Origin of the sequence: Massilia sp. DWR3-1-1 (genome assembly GCF_049898325.1) — a bacterium.
Taxonomy (GTDB): domain Bacteria; phylum Pseudomonadota; class Gammaproteobacteria; order Burkholderiales; family Burkholderiaceae_D; genus JAFCUW01.
On the sequence record NZ_JAFCXL010000010.1, the window covers coordinates 114,184 to 130,518 of the forward strand.

The 16,335-nt window shown below is 68.0% G+C and carries 12 protein-coding genes; 4 read left to right on the forward strand and 8 right to left on the reverse strand.

Annotated elements, in window-relative coordinates:
• Positions 1-27 precede the first annotated feature (27 nt).
• From ACP7EY_RS12620 to ACP7EY_RS12630, 3 genes are all read right to left on the reverse strand, one after another.
• The gene (locus ACP7EY_RS12620; protein WP_426194006.1) at positions 28-624 is read right to left on the reverse strand and encodes a 4'-phosphopantetheinyl transferase family protein; all 597 of its coding nucleotides are present in this window, start codon (positions 622-624) and stop codon (positions 28-30) included.
• Positions 621-4,646, reverse strand: coding sequence for a Pls/PosA family non-ribosomal peptide synthetase (locus ACP7EY_RS12625; RefSeq protein WP_426194008.1), 4,026 nt, complete (start codon positions 4,644-4,646; stop codon positions 621-623). Before ACP7EY_RS12625 ends, ACP7EY_RS12620 begins: the two co-directional genes overlap by 4 nt.
• A gap of 296 nt (positions 4,647-4,942) precedes the next feature.
• Positions 4,943-6,163, reverse strand: coding sequence for a metal-dependent hydrolase (locus ACP7EY_RS12630; RefSeq protein ID WP_426194010.1), 1,221 nt, complete (start codon positions 6,161-6,163; stop codon positions 4,943-4,945).
• Between the two features lie 208 nt (positions 6,164-6,371).
• Between ACP7EY_RS12630 and ACP7EY_RS12635 the strand changes: the two genes are divergently transcribed.
• On the forward strand, positions 6,372-6,857 hold the full coding sequence (locus ACP7EY_RS12635) for an SET domain-containing protein (protein WP_426194012.1): 486 nt from the start codon (positions 6,372-6,374) through the stop codon (positions 6,855-6,857).
• Between the two features lie 127 nt (positions 6,858-6,984).
• Positions 6,985-9,324: a diguanylate cyclase domain-containing protein gene (locus ACP7EY_RS12640; protein WP_426194014.1), complete on the forward strand. Its 2,340-nt coding sequence runs from the start codon at positions 6,985-6,987 to the stop codon at positions 9,322-9,324.
• Positions 9,325-9,337: 13 nt separating this feature from the next.
• On the opposite strand, the gene fghA is transcribed toward ACP7EY_RS12640, so the two are convergent.
• From fghA to ACP7EY_RS12655, 3 genes are all read right to left on the reverse strand, one after another.
• Positions 9,338-10,180, reverse strand: a complete 843-nt coding sequence (fghA, locus tag ACP7EY_RS12645) for an S-formylglutathione hydrolase (RefSeq protein WP_426194016.1) — start codon at positions 10,178-10,180, stop codon at positions 9,338-9,340.
• Positions 10,181-10,257: 77 nt separating this feature from the next.
• Entirely contained in the window at positions 10,258-10,848 is a 591-nt protein-coding gene (locus ACP7EY_RS12650; protein WP_426194018.1) for a chromate transporter, read from the reverse strand.
• Complete coding sequence (locus tag ACP7EY_RS12655; protein WP_426194020.1) at positions 10,845-11,438, reverse strand: chromate transporter; 594 nt, start codon at positions 11,436-11,438, stop codon at positions 10,845-10,847. The genes ACP7EY_RS12650 and ACP7EY_RS12655 overlap by 4 nt, the downstream gene beginning before the upstream one ends.
• 201 nt (positions 11,439-11,639) lie before the next feature.
• Between ACP7EY_RS12655 and ACP7EY_RS12660 the strand changes: the two genes are divergently transcribed.
• The gene (locus ACP7EY_RS12660; protein ID WP_426194022.1) at positions 11,640-11,864 is read left to right on the forward strand and encodes a hypothetical protein; all 225 of its coding nucleotides are present in this window, start codon (positions 11,640-11,642) and stop codon (positions 11,862-11,864) included.
• Between the two features lie 450 nt (positions 11,865-12,314).
• On the forward strand, positions 12,315-14,453 hold the full coding sequence (locus ACP7EY_RS12665) for an ATP-dependent helicase (protein ID WP_426194162.1): 2,139 nt from the start codon (positions 12,315-12,317) through the stop codon (positions 14,451-14,453).
• 38 nt (positions 14,454-14,491) lie between these two features.
• Here the strand turns inward: ACP7EY_RS12665 and ACP7EY_RS12670 are convergent, their stop codons facing one another.
• Positions 14,492-15,376 carry a PAS domain-containing protein gene (locus ACP7EY_RS12670; RefSeq protein ID WP_426194024.1) on the reverse strand — a complete coding sequence of 295 codons (885 nt, stop codon included), beginning with the start codon at positions 15,374-15,376 and terminating at the stop codon, positions 14,492-14,494.
• A gap of 306 nt (positions 15,377-15,682) precedes the next feature.
• On the reverse strand, positions 15,683-16,273 hold the full coding sequence (locus ACP7EY_RS12675; protein ID WP_426194164.1) for a phosphohydrolase: 591 nt from the start codon (positions 16,271-16,273) through the stop codon (positions 15,683-15,685).
• Positions 16,274-16,335 lie beyond the last annotated feature (62 nt).

Below are 16,335 nucleotides of genomic sequence, written 5' to 3' on the forward strand. Positions count from 1 at the left end.
GTATACAGGGCGGCGCCCGCCCGGCCCTCAATCGATGGCGAGCACCCCCACCACGGCCTCGCCCAGCGCCAGTTCGATGAAGCGAACGGCGCGCGGGTCGTGCGTCCATTCCGTCAATGCTTCGCCGCGCAGCTTCAGGGCCGCTTCGCGCCGCACCCAGGCGCGGCAGAACGCCAGCGGCCGCGCCGGGGCATCGGCGGCGGCCAGCAGGCTCGCCGTCGCCATGCCCAGGTAATCGTGGGCCACCCGCGCCCAGTCGCTGGCCAGGCCGATCTGCATGACATCGAGGCCCACCGCGCCCGTGCGATGCAGCGCCGCCAGCGAGAACTTGGCGGCATGGCTGATCGACATGCCGATGCCGCTGTCGGCGCCATCGAACAGCAGGCGCGGCGCGCTGCCCGGCGCGCCCGCCACTTCGAGCCGTTCGGCGCCCACGCCCGTGAGCAGGGCGGCCACCTCGCAGGCGGCGGCGCGGATGTCGGCCCTGGCCCGCGCACGTACGCTGGCCGGGCGGGCATCGGCGCCGGCCGGGATCGTCGTCATCAGCACCAGCAGATCGTCGTGCCAGGCCGGCGCCGGCGTCCCCGCCGCGCCCGGCCAGTGCAACACGGGCAGCGCCTTCATCGGGCCGGCGCCGCCGGTGTCCCGGTCCAGCTGGTGCCGGCCGGGATGTGTTCGCCCTTCATCACCAGGGTCAGCGCCGCCAGGCGGGCGTTGTCGCCCACCTTGGCGCTGTAGAGCACGGCGCTGCGGGGTCCCAGGTAGACCTTGCTGCCGATGTCGACCACATCGATTTTCATGATGCGGTCCTCGAACAGGTGGGTTTGCGGGCAGGACAGGGCGTTCAGTTCGCTGTAGTCGCCGATGTGCACGCAATCGAACTCGGTGATGTCGGTGGTGTCGAGGTAGACGCCGCGGCCGATTTTCGCGCCCAGCAGATTGAACGCCAGCGGCAGCCACGGGGTGCCCCGCAAATAGCGCATGAAATTCGGCACGGCGATGCCTTCGTACAGGTTGGTGACGCCTTCGGAGAGCCAGACGAACGGCGTCCACATCGGTTCGGCGCGTTTGCGGTAGCGCCCCAGCAGCAGCCACTTGAACACCAGCACGAACAGGTAGTTGCCGATGCCATACACCAGGCCCGCCATGGCCAGGTCGGCCACCACTTCGGACCAGCGGCCGGCGCCGGCGATGGGCACCACGTCGAGTACCACCGTGTAGCCCACCGCGATCACCACCGCGTGCGGGGCGACGATGCGGAACGCTTCGACCAGGGTGCGGCCGGCGCGGCGCAGCGCCGATGGCCGGTAGGTCAGCCATTCGGGATAGCCGCTGATTTCTTCGCGCGCCGGCAGGTGGATCGGCGGCGAACCGAGCCAGGTGTCGCCGCTCTTCATGCGCTCGTTGGCGGGCGCGTGGGTATGCACGCCCACCAGCACGCGCTCGGGCAGGATTGTGCCGTCGGGAATATAGCTGCCGTTGCCGACGAAGCTGCGCGCCGAAATCACGGTCGGCTGCATGGTCATCCAGCCGCCGTCGATCTGCTCGTCGCCCAGCATGACGGCGTCGGCAATGAAGGTCTCGTCGCCCAGCGTGAGCATGTCCGGCACCACCCCCATGGCGGTGGAAATTTCAGCGTCGCGGCCCACCTTGGCGCCCAGCAGGCGGTACCAGAAGGGGGCGAAGACGGTGGCGTAAATGCCGTGCAGCACATTCAAGCTCGATTCCTGGATGTGGCTGACGAGCCACTTGGCGCAGTAGGTGCGGCTGTGCACGGCGGAGCGGCCCGGCTCCAGGCGGGGCAGGGCGCCCCAGCGGATGCCGGCCGACACCAGCGCCGTCAGCACGATCAGCACCGCGCTGGCGGGAAAGGCCAGGATGAAGTAACGGGCCAGCTGGGTGGCGATGCTGTCGCCGGCCAGCCACGGCATGATGTCGCGCTCGTCGAGCCAGTCGATCAGCACGAAACTGGGGAACACGGGCATGAAGAACAGGGTCGAGATGAGCAGCATGCCGAACACGAAATAGGCCGCTTCGGCCGCCAGGCGGGTGTTCGAGACGGCCGGGCGGGGCGGCAGATCGGTGACGAAGGGGCCCAGGTCGCGCGCGGGCGAACCGCCCCAGGTGCGGCCGCGCGGCACCGCCATGCCGTCGAGCAAAGCGGCCTGGCCTTCCAGGTGACCGAGCACGGCCACCGACGTATTGCCTTCCAGCACAGCGTACGAGGCCACGCAGGCTTCGTCGTCGATCGCGATGGCGCCCAGCAGCAGGCGGCCCCGCTCGACCCGGGCGTTCTCAAAATTGACGGCATTGCCGATGCTGACGTTGTCGCCCAGCGTGAGCAGGTCGGGCGCGCGCAGGGTCATCGAACCGATGATGACGTCGCGCCCCACCTTCGCGCCCAGCGCCCGCAGCCACCAGTTGTAGAGCGACGAGCCGCCCAGCAAATAGGTGGGCGCCGACTCGACCAGGCGGTCGGCCAGCCACCAGCGGTAATAGGTCAGGCCCCACAAGGGGTAGGAGCCGGCTTGCAGGCGACCGGCGATGAGCCACTTGCCGGCCACGGCGATGATGAATTCCATCGCGGTGGCCAGCAGGAACACGAGGATCGAGGCGGCGATCGCCACCGCCACCGAGTCGCCGGGCGAGCCGGTATAGAAGTGATAGGTGAAAAACGGCGCCAGCCACTGGGCCATGCGCAGGGTGACCAGGGCCGGCACCGCCGCCGCCTGGGCCAGGCCGCAGCGCCAGCGCTGCCAGGCCGACGGCGGCGTCCAGTCGGCCTGGGCGGCGCCGGCGGCGGGAGCGTCGGCCAGCGCGATGGCCAGTGCGCCGATCTTGCGGTGCTGGTAGATGTCGCGCACGGTGACGTGGGCGAAATCGGCGCGCGCGCGCAGGGCCGAGGCGAGGCGGGCGGCAAAAAAGGAGTGGCCGCCCAGGTCGCTGAAGAAATCGGCCTGGCGCACGATGGCCTGGCCGGGAAACAGCTTGGCCAGTTCGGCGAACAGGGCCACTTCGGCCGGCGTCTCCGGCAGGTCCGACTCGCCGTCGGCGCCCGCCGTCGGGGCCGACAGGGGCAGCGCGCGCAAGGCCTTGCGGTCGATCTTGCCCGAGGTCAGGCGCGGCATCAGGCCCAGCAACTCGTAGCGGCCCGGCACCATGTAGGGCGGCAAATGCGCGACCAGGGCGTGGCGCAGGGCGCTGCCGGTGAGGGCCTCGGCGGTGGCGTCGGCGGACGGCACGATGTAGGCCACCAGCTGGTCGATGCCATCGTCTTTGCGCAGCAGTACGGCGACCGTGCCGACCGCGCCCTGCTGGGCCAGCACCGCTTCGATTTCGCCCAGCTCGACGCGAAAGCCGCGGATCTTGACCTGGTCGTCGGTGCGGCCCAGGCATTGCACGTCGCCGTCGGCATCGATGCGGGCCAGGTCGCCGGTGCGGTACAGGCGGCTGTCGTGCGCGCCGGTGGCCCAGGGGTTGGGCAGAAATTTTTCCGCCGTCAGGTCGGGGCGGCCCAGGTAGCCGGCCGCCAGGCCGATGCCGGTGATGCACAGCTCGCCCGTTTCGCCACGCGGCAACAAGGTCAGCGGCCCCTCGGCGGCGCCGATCACCAGCAGGCCGTAGTTGGGCAGCGGCGTGCCGATGGTGATGGTGCGGCCGGGCGTGAGCCGGGCCAGGCTGGCCGAGACGGTCGCCTCGGTGGGCCCGTAGGTATTGAACATCTGCCGCTCGGGACGCCACCAGCGTTTGACGACGGCATCGGGGCACATCTCGCCGCCCAGGTTAATCAGGCGCAAGGTGGCGACGTCTTCGGCAAACAGGGCCAGCAGGGTGGGCACCGCGTGCAGCACGGTGACGTGGTTGGCCGCGAGCAGGCGCGGCAGCGTTTCCGGATCGCCGGCGATGTCTTTCGGGCCCACCCACAAGGTGGCGCCGACCAGGTAGGCGATCCAGATTTCCTCGAACGACATGTCGAAGGCCACCGAAAAGCCCTGGTAGACGCGGTCGTCGGCGCGCACGCCCAGCACGGCGTTTTCGCTGCGCAGGAAGTGGCAGATGCTGCGCTGGGTGATGACAATGCCCTTCGGCTTGCCGGTCGAACCGGAGGTGTAGATGACGTAGGCGGGGGCGTCGGCCGCGACGGCGCCGCGCACGCTCGTGCTGGCGCCGGCCGCGTCGAGCAGCGCTTCGTGGGTCCAGATGGGCGCCGGCACGCCGGCCAGCTGCTGGGCGAAGTCGGCGGCGGTGACGACGCCGACGGCGCCGGCGTCCTCCATGCACACGAGCAGGCGCTCGACGGGGGTGTCCTGGTCGACCGGCAGCCAGGCGGCGCCGGTCTTGGCGATGGCCAGCTGGCAGACCAGCAGCTCGATGCCGCGCGGCATCCACAGGCCGACGATGTCGCCCGCCTTGACGCCGGCGTCGAGCAGGCGCGCGGCCGCGCGGCCAGCGAGGGCGTCGAGTTCGGCGTAGCTCACTGCGCGCTCGCCGTAGATCAGGGCGATCTGTCCGGGTGCGCGGCGCGCGCTCGCTTCGAACAGGTCGGCCAGGATCTCATCGCGCAGTAACTCGGGTGCGGCTGGACCGTACAGGATATCAGGATGGTGGTGGGTGGCGGGTACTGCGGTGACGGAATAGTCGTTCATTCAGGTTCGGTTTGGCATAGGCGCCGCAGGGTGCGGGACCAGGCACCACCTTACAGTAAATTTGCCTGAAACAAGGGCGCACGCGCACCTTTTTGGACCACTTCATGCTCCCGGCTGGCGCTTGCCGCCGTATTGCGGTAATTTTGGCGCCCTCACCGTGCAGTGTGGCGTTTCCGACAGGACCAGGCCCGAGGCGCGCCAATGAGCAGTACGCCATGCCCGCAGGCAGTATCAACATTTTACGGTGAAAGCGCCTCGTTTCAAGGGGCGCTGAGGCCATCTGCCGCTGCGGTCCCTTACGGCGCCAGCAGATCGGCGCGCGGCAGGTCCCACGGCGGCAGCGGTGCCGGGCAGGCGCGGTCCTTGAAAAGGTCCAGGTCGATGGCGGTAAAATTGCTCGCCACCGTGGTGCCGAAGCGCAGGTCCGAGGCGGTTGCGCCGTCGAGCAAGGGCGTGCGCGCAAAGCGCAGCCAGGCGTGCAGCCAGCAATCGGTGGCGGCGCGGCGGCGCAGCGCCTGCAGGCTGGCGCTGTTGTCACTGAGCAGCCCCAGCCCCAGCTGGGCGTCGACCGTGGTCAGCGCACCCGTCAAGGCGGCGGGGCAGGCCGTCACCGGCAGCAGGGCGGGCGCCAGGCTGAGCACGCCGCGGCGTACGTGGTAGGTGTCGCCCGTGCGTGCGCGCTCGATGGCGGCGAAACTCCAGCACAGGGGATTGGCGGGGTAGGCGGTGAGGGCGACATCGACCAGCACCGCGGACGGCGCGCGCCGCCCCAGTTCGGCCACCAGGCGCGCGCGCGCCGTCGCCGATCCCAGCGCCTGCATGCCGATGAACACCAGGCACAGGCCCAGGCCCGTGAGCAGGGACTGCCTCGGGCCCGCGCGCGCCGCGCCGGCCGCCGCCATGCCGACGGCCGCCAGCAGCACCAGCGAAGCCCAGTGCAGCAAGCCCGCCAGCGCGCAGGCGCCCAGCAGTGCCGCCAGCAGCAGCGCCAGGGCCCAGCGCAGCGGGCGGCGCCCGATCGTCATGAGCAGGGGCACGCCCGCGCCCAGCCAGAACAGCGGCTCGACGATGAACACCAGGTCGCCGTACAGCCAGCGCATGTCGAAGGGATAAAACGGGTGGATGCCGTAGGAATTCATCGAATCCATGCCGATGTGCAGCAGGAAGCCGCCGATCACCGTCCCCGCCAGCGCGCCGCGGGCAGGCGCGCTGGCGCTGAGCAGGTGGCGCGCCGCCGGCCAAAGCAGCCACAGCAAGGCGCACAGCAGCAGCGCCTGCGGTATCTCCAGCAGCAAGGTATGGGTGTGGCCCCGGTGATGCAGCAGGTAGCCCAGCGGCGCGGGCAGCAGCTTGACCAGCACCAGGTCCAGGTCGGGGAAATTGCTGGCGCAGGCACAGGCGGTGAGCAGCAGGCGGCGCCGGGTTTGCTGGGCGGGGGCGGCCGCTTCGGGGCGGACGCTGCGATGGAGCAGTTCGCCGACGGCGAGGCCGACGATGGTGTGGGTTAGATTGTCCATGGCGCAATATTACAGGGTCGCCCGCGATTGCTGCGGGCAGGCCGCCGCGGCCGCTGGCGGCGTGCGAAAGCCGGTGTATTGGCCGTTTGATTAATTTACAATGAGGGTTATCGCGCGCCGGCCTTGTCCCTGGGCATGGTGCGGGGCGCCGATGTCAAGACGCGCCGCTTTGCCACGGCCCCCTCATTTTCCTCACTGATTCCTGACCATGCCCCTCACATCCCCTGCCGACGTTCCCTGCAAGGTCGAGCGCTCCCCCATCCACGGCAACGGGGTGTTCGCCACCCGCGCCATCGAAGCGGGCGAGCGCATCATCGAGTACACGGGCAAGCGCATCGACTGGCCCGAAGCCTTGCGCCGCACGGCAGCGGCCAATGGCCCCGTCAACCACACCTTTTATTTCAGCCTGGCCGATGGCCAGGTGATCGACGGTGGCGACGAGGGCAACGATGCCCGCTGGATCAACCACGCTTGCGGCCCCAACTGCGAGGCCTACGAAGACGAGGGCCGCGTGTTCATCCACGCCCTGCACCAGATCGAGGCGGGCGAGGAGCTCAACTATAACTATGCGCTGGTCTACGACGAGCGCCACACCAAGGCGGTGAAGAAATCGTTTGCCTGCCTGTGCGGCACGCCCGAGTGCCAGGGCACCATGCTGGCGCCGAAAAAAAGGAAATCGCGGGCCGCTGGCTGAAGCGGCAGCGCCGGCGTTGTTTTTCTGTGATGCAAGTTTTTCCGTGTCAGTCGGCATTTGGCGCGCGCTGCCGGCTGTGAGATACTCGGCCGCTAGATTCACTAGAGTAACTTTTTAGAGCGACCCGATGCGACTGCCCGGCCTGGCCTTACTGCCGACCAATCTGAAATTTCGTCTCACTGCCGTTGTCGTCGTGCTGGCGCTGGGCGCGGCCTTGCTGGTGGGCCTGATGTCGATGGCGTTTGCCGAGCGCGACATGAAAGCCGTCGTTGCGGCTCAGCAACGCGCGGTGTTGTCGTCGGCGGCGGCGTTTATCGACGACCGCCTGCAAGCGAAGAAACAATTATTGCGCGACATGGCCGATGGCTTGCCCGTCGCCGATCGGGGCGATCCCGCCAGGATCGCCGCGTATCTGGACCGCCACGCCATCCTGCGCTCGGAGTTTTTCAGCATGGCCGCGTTCGCGGCGGACGGGACCCTGCTGGCCACGCTGGCGCCGCTGGCGCCGTTCAATGCCACCGGTTCCCAGTATTTCGACGCCACTGTCGCCGCCAGGCAAGGCATCGTGTCGGCGCCGTTTCGGGGGCGCGGCAATGGGGCGGCGGTGGTGATGGTCACCGCGCCCCTGTTCGATGCGCAGGGCAAGGTGGTGCTGGTGATCACGGGCGGCGTCACCCTGCATGAGAGTGCGTTCCTGCGTCAGCTCGATCATTTGAAGCCGGGACAAACGGGCTTTCTGTTCATCATGACGGGCGACGGCATCCTGATCGACCACCCGGACAAGCGGCGCGAGCTGCAGCACATCAATGCGCGCACGGGCGTGAACCACGCCACCCAGATGGCACTGGCCGGTTTCGAGGGCAGCACCGTGGCCGACAACAAGGAGGGCGAGTCGTGCATCTACAGCTACCAGCGGCTGACGGCGGCCGACTGGATCATCGGCGCCCGCTATCCCGTGAGCGAGGCGTTCGCGCCCATCATCGCCCTGCGCACGCAGGCGCTGGCGGCGGCCGCGCTGGTGGCGCTGGCGGCCGGCGCGGTCGCCTTGCTGCTGATCTACCGCATCCTGGCGCCGCTCGAAGCGCTGCGCCTGAACGTGTCGGCGATCCGGCGGGGCGGCGCCGACATCGCCACCCTGCAAAGCGGTCGCAACGATGAGATCGGTGAACTGGGCGACGCCTTCCACGAGCTGGTGGCCGCACGCGAGGCGGACCAGGCGCGCGTGCGTGCCAGCGAAAAGCGGGCATCGATGATCGCTGACAACATGCCGGCCCTGATCGGTTACATCGACGTGGAACAGCGTTACCAGTTCGCCAACGCGCATTATCTGACGCTGCTGGGGCTGCAGCCGGCGTTGATGGTGGGACGCACCGTGCGCGAGGTCATGGGCGCGGCCAATCACGAGCTGATCGCCGGGCGCATGCAGGCCGCGCTGGCGGGCCAGCGCCAGCACTTCGACCAGCATTTTCCGCTGAGCGCCAGCCATTTCATGATCGACTATATTCCTGAAGTGAACGCCGCTGGCCGCGTCGAAGGCGTCTATGTGCTGGCGCGCGACATCAGCGAGCGGCGCGCGGCCGAAGTGCGCCAGCAACAGAGCGAGCGGCGCCTGAAGCTCATTACCGATCACTTGCCGGTGCTAATTTCCACCATCGACCGCGATCACTGTTTTAGCTTCGGCAATGCCACGTTCGACACCTGGCTGGGGGTGTCGCCGGCATCGCTGGCCGGCCGGCCGGTGGCCGAGGTGCTGGGGGCGGAACTGTATGCGAGCGCCCGCCCGCACCTGGAAAAGGCCTTCGGCGGCTGGGCGGTGACGTTCGAGAGCCCGATGGCGGTGGCCGGCAAGTTGCGCATCGTGGAAACGACCTACGTGCCCGATGTGCAGGCGGACGGCTCGGTGGCGGGCGTGTACGGCTTGACGCACGACCTGACGCGCCTGAAGGAAACGGAAGAAAAATTGATCCGGCTGGCGCGCATCGACAGCCTGACGGGCATCGGCAACCGCCGCCTGTTCGGCGAAGCGCTGCAGCAGGCGATCGGGCGCAGCGGCCACGGCGCCCCGCTGGCGCTGGCCTACCTGGACATCGACCGCTTCAAGAAGATCAACGACAGCCACGGCCATGCCGTCGGCGATGGCGTACTGAAGGAGTTTGCGCGCCGCCTGCAAGCGAGCGTGGCCGTCACCGACACGGTGGCGCGCCTGTCGGGCGACGAGTTCGTGGTGATCATCAAGGCACTGCCGCACGAGGCCGATTGCCTGGCGCTGGCGCAAAAAATCGCCGTGGCCATGCGCGCGCCCTTCGTGGTGGCCAGCCTGCACCTGACCGTCACCACCAGCATCGGCGTGGCCTGCTACGGCGACGGCGCCGTCACCGGCGAGCAGTTGCTGGCCAATGCCGACCACGCCCTGTACCAGGTCAAGCGCGACGGCCGCGATGGCGTCGCCCTGTTCCAGGCCGATTGAGCGCAGGCCCGTTTCAAGGCGCCAGGTTACTGGCGTGAAAGCGGATGTGATCGTGCATGAAGGTGGCGATGAAATAATAGCCGTGGTCGTAGCTGGCGTGGCGGCGGATTTCCAGGCGCTGGCCGGCCTGGGCGCAGGCGTTCTCGAATACATCGGGACGCAACTGCGTGCGCAGGAACTTGTCGCCCAGGCCCTGGTCGATCAGGATGCCCTTGGGGAAGGGCGCCTGCGCTTTACGCATCAGTTCGCTGGCATCGTACTGGGCCCACATGGCGTGGTCGCCCCCCAGGTAGGTCGTGAAGGCCTTTTCGCCCCACGGGCACAGCGAGGGGGCGGCGATGGGCGCGAACGCCGATACCGAGCGGAACAGGTCCGGATGGCGCAGCGCCATCACCAGCGCGCCGTGGCCGCCCATCGAGTGGCCGAAAATGCCCACGCGGGCGCCATCGACGGCAAACTCGGCCAGCACCAGCGCGTGCAGTTCGAGCAGGTAGCTGTGCATGCGGTAGTGCGTGCGCCAGGGCGCCGCCGTGGCGTCGACATAAAAACCGGCGCCCACGCCCACTTCCCAGTCGTCCGCTTCACCGGGCACGCCGGCCCCGCGCGGGCTGGTGTCGGGCGCGACCAGGATCAGCCCCGCCTCGGCGGCGTAGCGCTGGGCCCCCGCCTTGGTCATGAAGGTTTCTTCGTTGCAGGTCAGGCCGGCCAGGTAGAACAGGGCGGGCAGGCGCTGGCCCGCCGGGGCGGCCGGGATGAACACGGAAAAACGCATCGGCAAGCCGATGGCGGTGGAGGCGTGGCGATAAAAACGTTGGGTGCCGCCGAAGCAGGCGTGTTCGCTGATCAATTCAAGCATGGCAGTTCCGGGTCAGGGTCAGGATGGCAGTATGCCTTCTGCGGCCAGGATTTGCCAACGCAAGCTTGCAAATTCGCCTATACCAGCTGGCAGGCGCCCAGCAGCGCCCCCGCTGCCAGCAGCCACAGCAAATGCAGCCGGGTGCGCCAGATGATCAGCCCCGCCACCAGCGCCAGCAGCCACAGCGGCCAGTCGCGCTGCGCCACGCCGCCGGCGGCGCCGAGGATGAAGCTGGTCGACATCAACAGGCCGATCACCATCGGCGCCATGCCTTGCTTGAAGGCGCGCACGGCGCGCAGTTCGCGGTTGCGCTGGCCCCACTGCGCCGCCACGTAGGTCAGCACGGTCGAGGGCAGCAGGATGCCGGTCATGGTCACCAGCACGCCCAGCATGGCGGCGGCGGTGCTGCCCGCGTTCAGGCCCACGTTCCAGCCCATCAGGGCGACGAACAGCACGTTCGGCCCCGGCGCGGCCTGGGCCAGGGCGATCGATTCGTTAAACTGCGCCTGGGTCAGCCAGTGATTCTGCTCGACCAGGTAGCGGTGCATCTCGGCGGTGGTGGAAATGGCACCGCCCACCGACATCAGCGAGAGCATCAGGTAATGGGCGAACAGGTCGAGCCAGTCGGCCCAGCCCAGCACCAGGTGGACGGTGGCGGGCGCGCTCATGGCGCCAGCCGGCGCCAGGCGAGCGCCACGCCGAGGCCGCCCAGCCCCAGCAGGACCAGGCCCAGGCGGACCTTGAACAGCGCCACCAGCACGAAGGCGGCGCCGGCGATGGCGATGCAGGCGGGCAGGGGCAGCGGGTTTTTTTTCAGCGCCACCGACAACTTGAGACCGGCCGCACCGATCAGGCCGGCGGAGACGGCGGCCATGCCGCGCAAGGCGCCGGCGACCTGGACGTTGTCGGCAAAGCGCTGGTGCGCCACCGCCAGCAGCAGGATCACCAGCAGCGGCAGCGCCAGCATGCCGGCCAGTGCCGTCAGCGCGCCGGCCAGGCCGAAGTAGCGCCCGCCGATCATCAAGGCCAGGTTGACCACGTTCGGGCCCGGCATGATCTGCGCCACCGCCCAGTCCTCGATGAATTCTTCGTGGGTCAGCCAGCCCTTGCGCTCGACCAGTTCGCGCTGGACGATGGCCATCACCCCGCCAAAACCCTGCAGGGCCAGCAAGGTAAAGGCGGTGAACAGCTCTCGCAGGGAGGCGGGGGCGGGGCGCGCCGGCCGCTGGGGCAGGGCGCAGGCGGATTCGGCTGGCATGGCCGATTATCGCCCGTGGCCGGGCAACTGTCCATGCCATCGGCATGATGCCAATTGCATGGATCGGTTGCGTGCGCAGGCGAAAGTCATGGTACTGTTGGTGGGGCTTTCGATGGAAGCCTGACATTGACTTCGGCTTGTATTGACCGATACTCCGGGGACAGCGCCTCGCCGCCGACTCTATTTGCAAGGAAGCGCACGATGAATACGTTCAACAAGGCCGTCTCCGTCCATCCGCCCGCACCGACCTACCACGAGCGCACCGATGCGCGCTCGCGCGACATGGTCGATCACGCCATCGCCGTGCAAGCGTGCGCGAGCACCATGTCCGCCGTCGAGTATCTCAAATCCCATGGTGTGGCCCACCACGTCATCGAGCGCGTTCTGCTCGAACCGCAACACCGCCGGAGCGCCGTGCCCGCTTGAGGGGGCAGGTCGGCGGCCAGATCACCCGCCTGTTTCGATATCTAAATTATATCAACGCTCCTGCTGCGCCGCCGCGCGGACGATTTCGCGCGGGGCCAAACGGGCGCCGTAAATTTTTTTAAAGAATTTTTGATGCTGATCAGGGTTGACTTTGTAAGCCCTTGATTTTAAACACAATAAATTCTGCCTTTTGAACGGGCATTTTGTTGAAACCCGCGCCCGGCAAGGGCTGCGACGTGTCAATAGGGGCTTATCCACAACTTTGTCCACATTGACTGTGGATATCTAAAAATAGTGTTTATAAACGGCTACTTACGTCAGCTTGACGGCCAATATTCGGCGCCGACCCCGCCGGGGGAAACGCCGTACGGCGACCGGCGACGAATAGTTCTTGCGCCGGACAACTGGATAAATGTACAGTGATATCAATTCTACAGACCAGTACCGATGATGTCCAATGTTGCTTTGCCTGATCAGGCCGCCGCTGCCGCCGCTGCCGCCAGCGCCCCCGACGATCCCTATGTGGCCCTGAACCCGCCGCAGCGGGCCGCCGTCGAGCACGGGTTCGGCGCGGGCGCCGTGGCGGGCGCGCTGGCCGGGGTGGGCGCGCCCCTGCTGGTCATCGCCGGCGCCGGTTCCGGTAAAACCAATACCCTGGCGCACCGGGTGGCACGCCTGATCCAGGGCGGCGCCGACCCCCAGCGCATCTTGCTGCTGACCTTTTCGCGGCGCGCGGCCGGCGAAATGAGCCACCGCGCGGGCGCCGTCCTGCAGCGCGTCATGCAGTTGCGCGGCAATGCCCCGCCCACCACCCTGCCGTGGGCGGGCACCTTCCACGCCATCGGCGCGCGCCTGTTGCGCCAGTACGCCGCCAGCGTGGGCCTGGACGAATCGTTCACCATCGTCGACCGCGGCGACGCCGAAGACCTGATGGGCATGGTGCGCCACGATATCGGCCTGACCGCCACCGCCAGGCGTTTCCCCCTCAAGGGCACCTGCCTGTCGATCTACTCGCGGGTGGTCAACAGCGGCGAGCCGCTGGCCGATGTCCTGCAAAGCACTTTTCCATGGTGCAAGGAATGGGAGCTCGAGCTGAAACGCCTGTTCGGCGCCTACGTCGACGCCAAGCAGGAACAGAACGTGCTCGACTACGACGACCTGCTGCTGTTCTGGTCCGACATGGCCAGCGATGCGGCGCTGGGGCCGGCGCTGGGCGCGCTGTTCGATCATGTGCTCGTCGACGAGTACCAGGACACCAACCGCCTGCAGGCCGCCATCGTCACCGGCATGAAGCCCGATGGCGCCGGCGTGATGGTGGTGGGCGACGATGCCCAGTCGATTTATTCCTTCCGCGGCGCCACCGTGCGCAACATCCTCGACTTCCCCCGCCAGTTTTCACAAGCGGCCGCGCTGATCACGCTCGAACGCAACTACCGCTCCACCCAGCCCATCCTCGACGCCTCCAACGCGGTGATCGGCGCCGCCCTCGAGCGCCACGCCAAGACCCTGTGGACCGACAAGGCCTCCACCATCCTGCCCCAGCTGGTGCTCATTCCCGACGAAGCCGAGCAGGCCAGGTGGGTGTGCCGGCGCGTGCTCGAACACCGCGAGAGCGGCATGACGCTCAAGGACCAGGCCGTGCTGTTCCGGGCGGCCAGCCACAGCGCCGCGCTGGAACTGGAGCTGATGCGACGTAACATTCCCTTCGTTAAATTCGGCGGCTTGAAGTTCCTCGAAGCGTCGCACATCAAGGATGTGCTGGCGGTACTGCGCTTCGCCCAGAATCCCAGCGGGCGGATGGCCGGCTTCCGGGTGGCGCAACTGATTCCCGGGATTGGCCCGGCCACCGCCAGTAAACTGCTCGACGCCGTCGGCGCCGCCACCGACGCCGCCGCTGCGCTGGCGCAGTTTGCCGTGCCGCCCCGCTGCCTGGGTGACTGGCAGCCCTTCGTCGCCCTGTACCAGGCCTTGCGCGCGCCGGGTCTGCGCTGGCCGGCCGACCTTGAACTGGTCAAGCAATGGTATGTGCCCCACCTCGAGCGCATGTACGACGACGCCAGCATGCGCGTGGCCGATATTGAGCAACTGACGCAACTGGCCGGCGGCTGCGGCAGCCGCGAGGCTTTCCTCGCCGACATCACGCTCGATCCGCCCGAAGCGACCAGCGACCGCGCCGGGCCGCCCCTGCTCGACGACGATTACCTGATCCTCTCGACCATCCACTCGGCCAAGGGGCAGGAGTGGAAATCGGTGCACGTGCTCAACGTGGTCGATGGCTGCATCCCGTCGGACATGGCCACTGGCAACTCGAACGACATCGAGGAAGAGCGCCGCCTGCTGTACGTGGCCATGACGCGGGCGCGCGAGCACTTGCACCTGATTGTCCCGAACCGTTTTTTCATCAAGCAGCAGGCGCAGATGGGCGACCGCCACGTGTACGCCGCGCGCAGCCGCTTCCTGGCGCCGGCCATGCTGCGCCATTTCGAAGAGTGCGTGTGGGTCGATGCGCAGACGCGGCATGCGCGCACGCCCATGCCCGACAGCGTGCGCATGCTGGTGCGGGAAAAATCGCGCAATGCCTGGAAATAAGTGTGCTTAACCGCCGGTCGGCAGGCGCGGCAAGGCCATCAGGCGGTGGGGCTGGCGTAGCCGATCACGCCGCCGGCGCCGTCAGTGCACAGCGCGCAGCGCAGGCGGCGCGTGCCGGCCGGCAAGTGCACATCGATGATGCCGCTCCAGGCGCCGGCGCCCGCCAGCGCGTGGCCAATGTCAGCGAGCACGCCCGGCTCGAGCGGCGCCGGCGCGATGCCCGCCGCCGCCCGTCCCAGCAGCGCGGGCAGATCGACCCCGGCCAGCGCCGCCGCCGCGTCGTTGGCGTCGACCACGATGCCACTGCCATCGATGGCGACCATGGCCGCCGCCGCGCGCGCCGCCGCCAGCTGCTTTTCCAGCTGGGCCTGGCGGGCCAGCGCACGGTTGCGGCCCTTGGCGGCCTGGTCCAGCGTGGCGTAGGCGCGCAGGGCGGCGATCACGGTGGTAAACAGCTTGCGGGTGGTGAGATCGGTCTTGCTCCAGAAATCGTTGATGTCGTAATCGACGATGATGCTGTGCTCGATGGCCTGGCCGGGCTGGCCCGTGCGCAGGACGATGCGCACGAGGTCGTTGTGCAACTGCTCGCGCACCTGGAGTGCCAGTTGCAGCCCGGCGTCGGCCGTTTCCATCATGACGTCGAGCAGCACCAGCGCGATATCGGGGGTATCGCGCAGCTTGGCGAGCGCTTCGACGGCCGAGTAGGCGTGGACGAAGCTGAGGCGACGGCCCTGGAAGCTGGCGCTGCTGAGCGCAAACTTGGTCACCACGTGGACATCGACATCGTCATCGACGATCAGGATGCGCCAGGGCGCCAGCACCTCGCTCTCGCCTTCGCCATGGGGCGCGACGGCGGCCGAGGCAACGTCCTCGTCTTCGAGAAACAGTCCCGGTTCATCCTCGCTGTGTGGGGGTTGGCGCATGTCTCAACACTAAGTCAGGCCACCGCCTTTGTCAAAGCAATTTGGACGGCATGTCACCATTGTCGGGGCCGCTCGCGGCCGGGACTTATCCCCCGCCCGCCGGGCTTGTAGGATTTTGCCTTATAGACACTTCCTACGTGAATGATATTTAGTGGCAAGTGATTGATTATTAAGGATTAAGCGAATTTTTATCGAGGCGGGCAGCGCACGCGATGCGCGTCGAATACGGGACAGGCGCGCTGTCAAGGGGCGCTTGTCCACAAGCTTATCCACAGAATTTGTGGATATCCTGACAAGCTGGACGGGTCAGACGAGCCGCGCCAGCCGCGCCAGTTGCTCCATGAAGCGCTGCGCCGCCAGCGCGGGCGCCCACGGTTCCCACGCCGCGCCGCCATATGCGGCCACCAGCGGGTCAATTTCCAGGGGCGCCACCGTGATGCCCAGCGTGTGCACGACCTCCTGGCGCGACCAGCCGACCACGTGCACCGCTTCGCTGGCCGCCGCCAGCCGGTCGGCGCGCTTGTGCGCCGCGTGCTCGTCGGCGGTCCAGGCGGGCAGGCCGTAGCGCTCGAACACGGCTTGTTCCAGCCGCGCCGTCAGTTGTCGAAAACTGTCGCCCATGAAGGGCTTGAGCACGGAGATGCAGTCGAAGCCCAATAAACCTTCCTCGGCGTCGTGCAGCAGTTCGCGCAGTTCCTGCAGCGCCGACAGGGGGGTGGTGGTGGCGGCCCGGCGCAGCAGCATGACGCTGATCGAGTGCTGCGCCACCGACAGCGGCAGCGGCCAGGCCGAGTGGCCGCCCCAGCGATAGGTGCGGGCCAGGCCCAGCGCCAGGTCGTCGTCGGCCCAGTCGGCCGCGCCGGGGTGCAGCAAATCGAGCCGTTTGCCCGACGGCATGCGCACCCAGGCGCGCGCGGGCTTGTCGTCGGCGCCGTGCCCGGGTGCTGCTTCGCCAGGCA